Source organism: Pectobacterium carotovorum (assembly GCF_900129615.1).
In the GTDB taxonomy this organism is placed as follows: Bacteria; Pseudomonadota; Gammaproteobacteria; order Enterobacterales; family Enterobacteriaceae; genus Pectobacterium; species Pectobacterium carotovorum.
This window is the reverse complement of the sequence record NZ_FQWI01000001.1, coordinates 127,729-139,949: the sequence shown is the minus strand read 5'-3', so window position 1 is coordinate 139,949 and position 12,221 is coordinate 127,729. Positions and strand designations below refer to the sequence as shown.

The following is a 12,221-nucleotide window of genomic DNA, read 5'->3' as shown; positions in this document are numbered from 1 at the left end:
ATTCATTGCGCTAACAGCGCGGCAAGCTGGCGTTTGAGTTCAGCAACCTCTTTTTCTAACGTCTCAACGCGCTCAGCCAGCGGTGAATTGTCACTTGCGCTGTCCGCTTCGGGAGCGGCAGCATCACTGACCTCGCCGCTGAAAAGATGCTGATAGCGGCTTTCTCGTTTCCCTGCTTCACGTGCCAGCCGGACGACAAATGGCCCATCCTCACGCTGTTGCAACTGTTCAAGGGTAGACTCGGCTTCACCGACATCTGAAAATTCATACAATCGGGCCGCACGCGTACGCAATTCGCCCGGCGTCTGCGGACCGCGCAGCAGCAGCGTCGTCACCAGCGCCACTTCCGCAGGTGAGAGTTTCAGGTCACCAAACTCAGAATTGCAAAAACGATGTTCATACTTCACCACTCGATTACCAAACCCGCTGAGCGTGCGCAGGAAATGCTTCTTCACGAGTAAATCCAGCGTTTGCTGAACCTCGCTTTCGCTCAGTTCCATCACGGGCTCTCGGTTGGTTTTTTGATTACAGGCCGTGGTGATACCGTTTAACGACATCGGATATTGATCCGGCGTAGTGATCTGCTTTTCCAGCATGCAACCAATCACGCGGGCTTCACGAGCATCCAATTGGTATTTCATCATTCTTCCTTAACGCGGAGACTTCCACTCGGCGTTGGTCAGCGCGGTTAATACATGATCCTGCCATTTGCCATCAATGAGCAGATAATTCTTCGCATAGCCTTCACGTTCAAACCCCAAACGCGCCAGTAAATTCCCACTACGCTGGTTATGCGGCATATAATTAGCCATGATGCGATGCATATGCTGCTGACGCTGCATATAACGTACTGCCGGTTGCAGCGCTTCATACATCAGCCCCTGCCCCTGCCATTTTTGGCCGAGTGAATAGCCCAGATAGCACGCGTGAAACGATCCCCGCAGTACGTTGCTGAAATTCGCCACGCCGTACACTTCGTTTTCATTCTGATCCAACAGGAGGAAGTAATAAGCGCTGCCCTGTTTGTGCATATCGTTAATCACGCTCAGCCGCGCCTGCCAGCCTGATGGATAGCAATGGCTCGCGTCTCTCACGGGTTCCCACGGCTTAAGAAAATCACGGTTTTCAGAATAGTATTCGGCCAGACGCCATGCATCGCGTTCATGGGCCAGACGCACCACCAGCCTGTCAGTTGTCAATTGCACTCTTGCTGGCGTTGAACGGTAGCCAAACATTTTTCCCCCTGCCTCTCCATGTTATCGATAAGTAAAATTCATCGCCGCTGAAAAAGTAACTACTCTGTACAAGCAGAATATATCGGTATTTCCGATAATCCTTACTATAACCACATAAATTCAGAGACGTAAAATCCCCGTCGCCGAGTTATTGCGCAGTTGAATCAGGAAAGCCATTTTTTCTCGCCGAAATGCTACTCGCATAACGTTAAATCGATAAAAAAATATTATCCAACAATAGGCTATACCAAAGTCGAATTAGAGTACAAAATAGTCACGTCTGTTATTTTCCTCCTTTCTTCGTTGTGGTGAAACATGCCTCTGATGTCGCAAGCTCGGAGCTTGGGTAAATATTTTCTATTACTCGATAATATGCTGGTGGTTTTGGGATTCTTCGTTGTCTTTCCCCTTATTTCCATTCGTTTTGTCGACGATCTCGGCTGGGCCGCATTATTAGTCGGTATCGCATTGGGATTGCGCCAGTTTATTCAGCAAGGGCTCGGTATTTTCGGCGGGGCCATTGCTGACCGTTTTGGTGCCAAACCGATGATTATTACCGGGATGCTGCTGCGTGCCTCCGGTTTTGTGTTCATGGCAATTGCCGATGAACCCTGGTTGCTCTGGTTGTCTTGTGCGCTATCCGGCCTTGGCGGCACGCTATTCGATCCGCCGCGTACCGCACTGGTCATCAAACTGGTTCGTCCGCAGGAACGTGGCCGTTTTTACTCTCTGTTGATGATGCAGGACAGCGCTGGTGCCGTTATCGGTGCCCTTATCGGTAGCTGGCTGCTCCAGTATGATTTCGAGATCGTCTGCTGGGCGGGCGCGGTCATCTTTGTGCTTGCCGCTGCACTCAATGCCTGGCTGCTGCCGGCCTATCGGATCTCGACGGTCAAGACGCCAATACTGGAAGGTCTGACACGTGTCATTCGCGACCGCCGTTTCCTGATGTATGTGTTAACGCTGACGGGCTACTACATGTTGGCCGTGCAGGTTCTATTGATGTTGCCCATTATGGTCAACGAAATCTCCGGAACGCCGTCTGCTGTGAAATGGATGTACGCCATTGAAGCGGGGCTGTCGCTAACGCTGCTGTACCCTATCGCCCGCTGGAGCGAGAAGCGCTTCCGGTTGGAACAACGTCTGATGGCAGGCCTTTTCATTATGTCCGTCAGTATGTTCCCGATCGGGATGACAACGGAGCTGCAAACCCTGCTGCTGCTGATCAGCCTGTTTTACGTAGGTTCGATTATTGCCGAACCTGCGCGTGAAACCTTGAGCGCTTCGCTGGCAGACTCCAGAGCCAGAGGCAGCTATATGGGTTTCAGTCGACTTGGGTTGGCGCTCGGTGGCGCGATTGGTTACAGCGGCGGCGGCTGGTTATTCGATACCGGACACGCGCTGAATCAGCCTGAACTACCGTGGTTCATGCTAGGCACTATCGGGTTCCTGACGTTAGCCGCACTGTATTGGCAGTTCAACCAACGCCGCATTGAACCCGCGATGCTGGGTGGTCATTAGTCTGAATTTTACCGGCGAGTTTGATCTCGTCGGTAAAGCCCTCCTATACTTTCCTAATACATTCAAACAATTGTTATCGTCGCGGGCCTTCTCGCACACTCGGCTTATTTTGTTTGATGATGGGTTACACGCTGGGCCGCCCTGCGGCCTTTGTCTACAACCTGTGATTTAGGAGACGATGTATGAAGCTCTACATTTACGATCACTGTCCCTACTGCGTTAAAGCGCGCATGATCTTCGGCCTGAAAAATCTCCCTGTTGAACTGCAAATACTGGCGAACGATGATGCTGCAACGCCAGAGAGATTGATCGGCCAGAAAATGGTGCCCATTCTGCAAAAAGACGATGGCAGCTACATGCCAGAAAGCATGGACATCGTTCATTACATCGATCATTACGACCGCAAACCGCTACTGACTGGCTCAACCAATCCGGCCATCGCCGCCTGGCTGCGTAAAGTCACCGAGTATACGCCGCGCCTGATTATCCCCCGCTTTGCTCAGGCGGCCTTTGAAGAATTTGCCTCCGCTTCCGCCCGACACTATTTCGTCAATAAGAAGGAAGCCCAGCTAGGCAATTTCGCTGACCATCTGAGTCATTCACAGGGGCTGATTAAGAAATTGAACAACGACTTACAGGATCTGGATCCGCTAATTGTTCAACCAAATGCCTGTAACGGCGTGCTATCAACGGACGACATCAACCTCTTCCCGTTGCTCCGCTCGTTGTCCATCGTTGCGGGAGTTACCCCTCCTTCCCGCGTTGCGGATTATCGGGATAACATGGCGAAACAGACTCAGGTAACACTACTCAGCAGTCTGGCAATCTAACCGTTTAGTTTTACTCCGCCGCTTCGTTCTGAAGCGGCATCATCGGCCATTTCAGTGCTATCCTATTGTTTACCCTGCGCATCAGGCGCACGCTGCCCGTGCAGAATCGTGTTGATTGTTCACATAAAGAGATCGTTCATGTGAATAGACAACCGTAGGAATGAATTGTGCGCGTAAATAGTACCAAGAGGTCAGAATAATGAAAAAATCAGGATGGATGGCAGCGGCCGCAGTGCTGCTGGCTTTTACACTCAGCGGCTGTAACAAACTCACGCAATACACGCTCAGTGAGCAGGAAGTGAATGAGTACCTGCAAAAACACAATGATTATCAGAAACAGCTGGGCGTGCCTGGCGTAGTGGATGCCCATATCGTGTTGACCGAGCTATCTAGCCAGATCGGTCGGGCAGAACCGGGAAAAGTTACCCTGACGGGCAATGCGAAAGTCGATATTTCGTCCCTGTTGGGCAATCAGGCTGCCGACATGAAGCTTACGCTGAAAGCACAGCCGGTATTTGATAAAGCGCAGGGCGCGATTTACCTGAAAGACATGGAACTGGTTGATTACACCGTACAGCCGGAAAAAATGCAGACGGTAATGAAAACGCTAAGCCCGTATCTTAATCAATCGCTAAAAAGCTATTTTGACCAAAAGCCAGCTTACGTGCTGAATGCGGATAAGAGCACAACGGAGTCGATGGCGAAGAAGATGGCGAAAGGCATCGAAATCAAACCCGGCCAGATCGTTATCCTGTTTACTGACTAACGCTGACTCGCCGATAGCATACTCAATGTTTGCTATCGGCATCGTCGGTCTACCGTATTACGCTTCTGCTTCAGACTCGTCGTCGTCTTCTTCGCTTTCGCCCAGCTCATCCCGCATGGCTTCCAGCGCTTCGCGGCACACTATCGCCAGTGTGCGATAAAATGCAGTGGTGGCGTGGCTTTCCACCTTCCCGAGAAAACGATCGCTCCACGGTAAGAGATATTCATCAAACAGGGTAATCTGTGCCGCCGTTTCGTCTTCTTGTGCCTGATCTTCCAGCCATGATGCGGCAAGTAACAAGCTACCAAAATGCCCAACCACACCACCGTCATTTAACGGCATGCCACGCTGTTGCAAAAAGGTACGAATTTCCGCGTCATCAGCATCACTTTCGTAGGACGAACGCAGCGGTGACACTGAGCCATTTTCACTATCGAACAGCGCCTGATAATCTGCCGCCATTGCGGGCAAATCCAGACCCTTTTGCAAACGTTCCAACAACGCATCCTGCTCTAACGGCCAGTGTTGCGCCAGTTTCCCGTCTTTAATCAGCGTGAATAACGGCGTCAGCAAAGGATCCTGCGGCTGGCGATAAAACAGTGTGCCCAATAGGCGGCACACAATAGAAAACTCGTTCATTCATAATCCTGTTTATCTGTAAGTGACAATGCTTTAAGTGACATTGTTTTGAGTGACAACGTCACAAATCAGCAAGTTCAGCGATAGCCGGCATTCCACGCTGTTCGAGGAAATCCAACACGCGCCGAGGGCTTACGTTTAATATCCGATCCTGCGGGAAATTCACTTCCTGCAAAATGCGTTCGCAGTGGGTAAAGTCTCCCAGAGAAAACGCAATATGGGAATCGGAACCTAAAGAAAGTAACCCACCCGCGTCACGCACGGCTTCCGCGATCGCCCGACAGTTTGGCTCACTGCCTTGGCGTGAATGCATGAAAGAGGAGTTATTCAGCTCCAGCGCAACGTTGTATTTCGCCGCGGCTTCCGCAATCGCGCGGATATCGACGGGAAATTTCGGGTTACCGGGATGGCTAATGATATGCGCGTCGCCACGTGCCATAGTCGCGATCATCGCCGTAGTATGCGTGTCTTTATCCTGTGGTGGAAAAACTGGCTCATGAAAGCCCGCGATTATCACATCCACCTGATCCAACATGGGGCCAGTGCAGTCGATATCGCCTTCGGTGTTTTTAATATTCGCTTCGATACCGCGCAGGATACCGACACCATCAACCAGACGCGGCCAGACGCGCATGTTCATGAAGTGCCAATAATGCGGCGCATCCGCCATATCCGGGCCATGATCGGTAATGGCGAACAGGCGGATATTCTTCTGTTGTGCTTCAGCGATGTAATCATGCAGGGTACTGTAAGCGTGCGTACTGGCAACGGTGTGCATATGTAAATCGACGGGATACATAGGTTCTCCTGGGTCAACGTTTGCAAATCAGCATACCATTTTCAGGGCTATTCCGCAGCCAGCGAACGAAATTACAACGCATGATTAACACAACTGAAACATCAGTTTTTGGCGCATGACGAGGGAATGCGCGAGGGTGAGAATGAAAAGCGGTGAGCAAAGCAACAAATTGCGTTAACTTTAGCTAATTGCGCGCATTGAATGCAGAAGTTTGTTGACGCTGTTCGGCAATTTCCCTACATTAGCGCCGTCCGCTGCTATGCGATACAGCGAGACCACGGTGAGGTGTCCGAGAGGCTGAAGGAGCACGCCTGGAAAGTGTGTATACGTGAAAACGTATCAAGGGTTCGAATCCCTTCCTCACCGCCATATAAAAGAAAACGCCTTTGACGCAAGTCAGGGGCGTTTTCTTTTGTATCGTCGGAACGGATGAGAAGCAGCGGCAGCGTTCGATTAATGCCTGAACCCCGCCGTTTTGTTCCTCTTACCTTGCTCCCAGCGCCAGATAGCTGCCTGCGGATTCATCGACGCGGAATTGTTCAACGGTACGTGACAGCTCCTGCGCCTGCTCGTTTAGCGATCTTGCCGCAGCCAGCGCTTCTTCAACCAGTGCCGCATTCTGTTCAGTACTCTGATCCATCTGCGATATCGCGAGGTTGACCTGTTCAATACCGGAACGCTGTTCTGCACTCGCCACGCTAATCTCGCCCATCATGGACGTGACGCGGTGTACGCTTTCAACCACTTCACTCATGGTATCGCCTGCCTGCTTCACGAAATCCGTGCCCTCGCCTACCTTGGCAACGGAATCATCAATCAGACCTTTAATTTCTCGAGCAGCGGATGCAGAGCGCTGCGCCAGCGTGCGGACTTCACTCGCGACCACGGCGAAACCACGCCCCTGCTCACCAGCACGTGCCGCTTCTACCGCCGCATTCAGCGCCAGAATATTCGTCTGGAAAGCGATACTGTCAATAACGCCAATGATATCCACAATCTTACGCGATGATGTACTGATGGAGTCCATCGTCACCACGACCCGGCTGACAACATCCCCACCACGCACCGCCACATCCGATGCCGACACCGCAAGTTCATTCGCGTAGCGCGCGTTATCTGCATTCTGTTTCACTGTTGCGGTCAGCTGTTCCATTGCCGCGGCTGTTTGTTCCAGAGCGCTGGCCTGCGATTCGGTACGAGCGGACAAATCGCCGTTACCCGATGCAATCTGCGTCGAGGCTGTGGCAATGGAGTTTGTGCTGCTGCGAACCTGATTAACCAGATGCGACAAGTTGTCACGCATCGCGCGAATAGCGTAAAGAATACTGGTTTGATCGCCCGGCTTCGTTTCAACATCGACACGCAAATTGCCTTCCGCGATTTCTCGCACAACCTCCACCGCATATTGCGGCTCGCCGCCAAGCTGGCGCATCAGCGTACGCAACATATTCCATGCAAACGCGGAAATGATTAGCAGCAGAACCAGCCCTAAGGACAGCAGGATCAGCGCATTGCGCCAGAACGTCTGCTGAATATCGTCAATATAGTCACCGTAGCCAATCGTCCAGTCCCAAGGCTCGAATTTAATGACGGCATAAAGTTTCTCAACTTTATTCTGCTGCCCCGGACGCGTCCCTTCTGCGATCACCGTGCCAATCGTATTGCCTTGAAGCGACGCACGGTAGCGTTCTCCCGCTTCTTTACCGCCATTCGCATCGACGATGCCAATGCGCTTAGGATTGGGGTGCACGTAGTTCACATCATTCGTATAGCCGCGTACGAAAAAATAGCGATCGTCCTGATGGAAACTGCTAATTGCCCGTTTGGCCTCTTTCTCTGCGTCCTCGCGTGACAACTGACCACTTTTCTCAAGGTCATATGCCTTTTGTGCTGCCGCATGAGCCAGTTGAACCAGCGTAGAAAGCTGGCCGGTGCGTTCGCTCATCATCGTGTTATAGAGCGTATTCAGCGCCACCGCAGATAAAATTAACATCCCTAACAAGGTCGTACCGCATAGCAGTGCAATTCTGGTTCGTAATTTCACGATATTCTTCTCTCTAACCGCTTTTCAGAAAATTCCGAACAAAAAACTACACTACATTGCCGCCTTGAGCCATACCATCCAGGTAGTAATGATAGATTTTTTAACAATAAATAATGAAAAATTACCTTATTTGCTCAATTTAAAACCACATTCGAGCAATAACGAATAAGAAATTGGCAAAAAATGATCGAAAGCGAAATAAATACGTAAATGACGTTACAGAAGCAATACAGTCCTGGTTCGTCATCCGAGGACCGTGCATTTGTCGATCGCTTCCGCCAGTTGATCTCTGTGTCGATTGAACAGAGAAAGATGCAGAATCAGGGGATTTAGCCCCTAAAAAACAAAAGCCTCCGCAGAAGCGGAGGCGTTCCCTCTAATGACAAGGCGCGCTAAGCGGTAACAGCCCTGTCCTCCATGGCTTTTCGCCAGCCTCCCAACCAGTAAGACCGGGCATTAATTGATTGATAAGGACAAAATTCCTTTGGTCTACCGACAATACCTGCTTGATAACCACGTGAATGAGCCCGTTCCAGGCGATCGCGTTTCTGTCTCTTCATGCCTTATTTCCCTCATCATTTATCTGGTGGAAAGAAAACAATGATTACTTTGCAAGCAATCACAGACTATCAATACCGATTCTGTCGCCAAAGGTCAAGGCGCAAAATTCACGCCAGTGTCATATTTGTGATCCAAAATAGGAATTTTCCCCGTTAAAGAACCGAAAAACCTAACTAATTGAAAACAATAAAAAACCTCTAAAAACGTAATGCAATCACAGCATTACATCTCTAGAGGCCTGATTTTTTTAGAACGTTAGTTATGTCAAACCGTGATCGGATAATACCGAGCACCCGTAACCGTTATTTCAGCGTCCCCGCCTGCTGGGCAATCGACTGGGAAACCTGCTGCCAGCCTTGCGCCAATGTTCTTACCAGCGCGTCATAGCCATCTTCCGTTTGTGGCAGCACTACGCTAAAGGGGCGTTTAGTCACTTTTCCCTGATAGGTCAGCATCCATTCACCACGGACGATAACATTGCCATCATAACGGCCATGAAAGCCCGTAACAGCCACGTTCAGCACAGCCTGTTCGCTTCCCTGCGGCTGCGTGGTCACAACCCAACCGGGCAGTTTATTCCCCAGATTAGTCACCAGCGCCTGCTGTAATTGCTGATCCAACGGGCTGGCCCACAGGTTATTACTGGCAATGACATACTGCACATCGTTAGTCTGATAAACCAAGCCAGCATTGACGAGGTAATCCGCCACGCTGACATGTTCAACCCATAGCGGATGCCCCTGAGTCACCGCAGACTGCGTCGTAGTGGTATCCGCGATTGTAGGCAACTGATAGTACGTTTTCTGCGTATTACTACTGCTGCACGCGCTCAATATCAGCGCCAGAACCAGTGTCCATGCTTTCATCATTATTTTGCCCTCTTCGGCTGAGGATCCTGACTACCCGACGCCTCAAACACCAACGCATTACTTTTCTCGTTCAGGGTACGCAGCACAGGCTGTAGTTCCCGCAACACCTGATCCAAGCGCTGCATATCCGCCACCATCTTGTTATACGCCGGTGAGCCAGGCTGGAAGCCTTTCATGCTGCGATTCAACTCAAGCAAGGTTTTTTGCATATCTTCCGGCAGATCCTGCATCGCTTTGCTCGATGTCAGCTTGTTCAGCGTCGCCAGCGTTTTTTGCATTTCGCGCAGCGTTGCCTGACTTTCCGTCAGCGTCTTCGTTGCTTCATTGACCATCGGGTTCAGCGGCAGGTTATTCACCTTATCCAACACCGCCATCAGCTTCTGCTGAATCTGTGACAGGCCACCGTCAATCGTAGGCAGAACCGGGTAACCATCCAGAACGAACAGCTGTTTATCCACTTTCTCTTTTGGATAAAAATCGAGATCAATATAGAGCGCGCCCGTCAGGAGGTTAGCCGACTTCATCGACGCACGCAGCCCCAGCGACTGGGCTTGCTTCAGATGCTGTTCAAAGTCGAACGAACCACCAATCTTCTTCTCGAACCGATCGGGTTCAATACGGATCAGCACCGGAATGCGATAGTCATCATCCAGTTCCTGCTTCATATTGCGCGGGAAAAACGGCGCTTCGGCAACCGTGCCCAGTCGAATGCCACGGAACTCAACCGGAGCCCCGGCCTGTAAACCGCGGATCGATTCGCTGAAGAACAGCAGATACTCTTTATATTCGGTGTATAGCGAGTCCTGAATACTGCGCTGACTATCAAAGAGTCGATACTGCGCCATTGTCTTGGCCGCATCGCCCAGTTCCCACCCAGCAGGAACATCAAAGCTGACGCCACCGCTGAACAGCGTGGTCAGCGAGCCCATTTCGACACGCATGCCCTGTGCCGACATATCGAACGCTACGCCGCTGTCTTTCCAGAAACGGACATTGGTTGTGACCAGACCGTCATACGGCGCGGAGATAAACAGTTGATAGCGCATCTTGCGCGCTTTCGGATCGAATTCGCTGGTTTCCACCGATCCCACCCGATAGCCACGGAACAGGACCGGATCGCCCGCATTCAACTGCCCAGACTGCTCACTGTCCAGTATCACCCTGATGCCTTTCGCATCCGGCGAGGCCAGCGGCGGTGCATCCAGCAGGGTAAACTCGCTTTTATCATTTTTACTGGCTCCGGGCTGTAGCTCAATGTAAGCACCGGATAAAAGCGTCCCCAGACCGGACACCCCTTCGCGACCAATTTGCGGCTTCACCACCCAGAAAGCGGAGTCCTGCTTGAGCAGTTTATCCATACCGTCATGCAGGCGTGCTTTAATCTCCACCCGATGGAGATCGTCACTCAGCACGACGCTTTCTACGATCCCAACGTCCACGCTACGGCTTTTGATGGTGGTTTTTCCCGCTTCAATGCCTTCGGCGTTGCTGGTAATCAGCGTAATTTGCGGCCCCTGATGGCTGAAATGGTAAAACAGTATCCAGGCACCGATCAGTACCGTGACAATCGGCACAATCCAGACCGGCGACCAGCGTTTAATCGTTTCTACATCCGCAATGGCATGGTTATCTTTCGCCAACGGCAGGCTCCTTATGAAGAACATCATCGCGACGATCCCACAACAAGCGGGGATCAAACATCATCGCGGCAAACATGGTCAGAATCACCACGGCCGCGAACAGCACCGCCCCAATGGCGGGATAAATACTCATCAGGCGACCGATGCGCACCATCGCAGACAGGACGGCAATAACGAACACATCAATCATCGACCAGCGTCCAACAAACTCCACCATCTCATAGATGACGTGCATCCGCTCGCTGTCTTCCGTTTTTTTGGTTTTGCCATTGGCCTGCCAGCAAAGCCAGCCTAGCGCCAGCATTTTTAGCGATGGCACCATGACGCTGGCGACAAAAATCACCAGCGCGACAGGGTAAGATCCCATCCCCCACAGCAGGACGACACCCGACATGATCGTCGATCCCATGCGATCGCCGAAGGCTTCGGTCACCATGATCGGCATCAAATTCGAGGGGATATAGAGCATGATGGAGGTAATCAGCAGGGCTAGCGTCCATTGCAGGCTGTGCTTCTTGCGGGCATGTCCGCGTGAGTGGCAACGCGGACAGATTAACTGGTTAGACGGCAGAATGGCGGTGCAGCATGGGCATGAACGCAGCCCTTGCGATAGCCCGCTTTGCCCCAGAATTGGTGGCGCAGGCAGCGCGGGGGGCGGCACGATGTCATTCCACAGCCAGCGGCGGTCGAGGCTTTGGAAAGCCAGCAGTTGCAACAGACAGAACAGGACAAAAGGCATAAAGCTGGTGCCGATGCCGATATCGCCATAGGCCATCAGTTTGACAAAGCTGACCAGCACGCCAGCCAGGAAAATCTCCGCCATGCCCCAACTTTTGAGATGAAACAGCATCTTGCCCAGGCTTTTTTTCAACGCCAGCGGCAGAGAGGCGTGCAGACAAAGCAGAATGAGGGTCGCCATACTGAAAGCCGGGACCAGTTGGACAAAAAGCATGAACAGCGTCGCAACGCTGGCATAGTTTTCCGCCACCATCACTTTAGGAATTTGTATCAGGGTAATTTCGCTGGTGATGCCCGCCACGCGCATAGAAACGAAGGGAAAAAGGTTTGCCAGCAATAGCATGAACAGTGCACTCACCGCGTAGCCAACAGGCCGTTTACGCGGTTCCGTCTGGCGACTGGTTAGTACGGTTTTACAACGTGGGCAGGTCGCTTTCTGGCCGTGTAATAGCTCAGGTAACTCCACCAGCAGGTCGCACTGCGGGCAAAGCATATAGTCATCATGGTGATGCTCATGTTGAAGATTACAGTCATGCCGATCGTGATGGGAACACACACGTTCTCTCCTTCAAAATTCGT

At 51.6% G+C, this 12,221-nt stretch carries 12 protein-coding genes and 1 tRNA gene; 4 read left to right on the top strand and 9 right to left on the bottom strand.

All coding sequences use genetic code 11. From position 1 onward, the window contains the following. Nucleotides 1-2: 2 nt before the first annotated feature. Nucleotides 3-641, bottom strand: a complete 639-nt coding sequence (locus BUB06_RS00585; RefSeq protein ID WP_039472793.1) for a YceH family protein — start codon at nt 639-641, stop codon at nt 3-5. A 9-nt stretch (nt 642-650) separates the two neighbouring features. Next, on the bottom strand, nt 651-1,235 hold the full coding sequence (gene rimJ / locus BUB06_RS00580; RefSeq protein ID WP_010306801.1) for a ribosomal protein S5-alanine N-acetyltransferase: 585 nt from the start codon (nt 1,233-1,235) through the stop codon (nt 651-653). A gap of 315 nt (nt 1,236-1,550) precedes the next feature. On the opposite strand from rimJ, the gene mdtH reads away from it, so the two are divergent. The 3 genes from mdtH (at nt 1,551) to BUB06_RS00565 (ending at nt 4,352) form a co-directional block, all read left to right on the top strand. After that, entirely contained in the window at nt 1,551-2,756 is a 1,206-nt protein-coding gene (gene mdtH / locus BUB06_RS00575; RefSeq protein WP_010306805.1) for a multidrug efflux MFS transporter MdtH, read from the top strand. A 182-nt stretch (nt 2,757-2,938) separates the two neighbouring features. Continuing rightward, nucleotides 2,939-3,586: a glutaredoxin 2 gene (gene grxB / locus BUB06_RS00570; RefSeq protein ID WP_039472790.1), complete on the top strand. Its 648-nt coding sequence runs from the start codon at nt 2,939-2,941 to the stop codon at nt 3,584-3,586. Between the two features lie 199 nt (nt 3,587-3,785). Beyond that, nucleotides 3,786-4,352 (top strand): lipoprotein, encoded by a 567-nt coding sequence (locus BUB06_RS00565; protein ID WP_010306811.1) that lies wholly within the window; start codon nt 3,786-3,788, stop codon nt 4,350-4,352. 57 nt (nt 4,353-4,409) lie between these two features. Here the strand turns inward: BUB06_RS00565 and BUB06_RS00560 are convergent, their stop codons facing one another. Both BUB06_RS00560 and BUB06_RS00555 read right to left on the bottom strand, forming a co-directional pair. After that, complete coding sequence (locus tag BUB06_RS00560; RefSeq protein WP_039472787.1) at nt 4,410-4,991, bottom strand: TorD/DmsD family molecular chaperone; 582 nt, start codon at nt 4,989-4,991, stop codon at nt 4,410-4,412. 61 nt (nt 4,992-5,052) lie between these two features. Continuing rightward, nucleotides 5,053-5,790: a phosphatase gene (locus BUB06_RS00555; RefSeq protein WP_039472784.1), complete on the bottom strand. Its 738-nt coding sequence runs from the start codon at nt 5,788-5,790 to the stop codon at nt 5,053-5,055. Nucleotides 5,791-6,069: 279 nt separating this feature from the next. On the opposite strand from BUB06_RS00555, the gene BUB06_RS00550 reads away from it, so the two are divergent. Further along, nucleotides 6,070-6,159 (top strand) — tRNA-Ser (locus tag BUB06_RS00550). A gap of 115 nt (nt 6,160-6,274) precedes the next feature. Here BUB06_RS00550 and BUB06_RS00545 read toward each other — a convergent pair. The 5 genes from BUB06_RS00545 to pqiA form a co-directional block, all read right to left on the bottom strand. Then, entirely contained in the window at nt 6,275-7,834 is a 1,560-nt protein-coding gene (locus tag BUB06_RS00545) for a methyl-accepting chemotaxis protein (protein WP_039472781.1), read from the bottom strand. A gap of 392 nt (nt 7,835-8,226) precedes the next feature. Continuing rightward, nucleotides 8,227-8,394 (bottom strand): ribosome modulation factor, encoded by a 168-nt coding sequence (rmf, locus tag BUB06_RS00540; RefSeq protein WP_010276992.1) that lies wholly within the window; start codon nt 8,392-8,394, stop codon nt 8,227-8,229. Between the two features lie 303 nt (nt 8,395-8,697). Continuing rightward, complete coding sequence (pqiC, locus tag BUB06_RS00530; RefSeq protein WP_039472776.1) at nt 8,698-9,264, bottom strand: membrane integrity-associated transporter subunit PqiC; 567 nt, start codon at nt 9,262-9,264, stop codon at nt 8,698-8,700. Continuing rightward, nucleotides 9,264-10,931 (bottom strand): intermembrane transport protein PqiB, encoded by a 1,668-nt coding sequence (gene pqiB, locus BUB06_RS00525; protein WP_397265047.1) that lies wholly within the window; start codon nt 10,929-10,931, stop codon nt 9,264-9,266. Before pqiB ends, pqiC begins: the two co-directional genes overlap by 1 nt. Continuing rightward, complete coding sequence (gene pqiA / locus BUB06_RS00520; protein ID WP_072013007.1) at nt 10,891-12,198, bottom strand: membrane integrity-associated transporter subunit PqiA; 1,308 nt, start codon at nt 12,196-12,198, stop codon at nt 10,891-10,893. Before pqiA ends, pqiB begins: the two co-directional genes overlap by 41 nt. Nucleotides 12,199-12,221 lie beyond the last annotated feature (23 nt).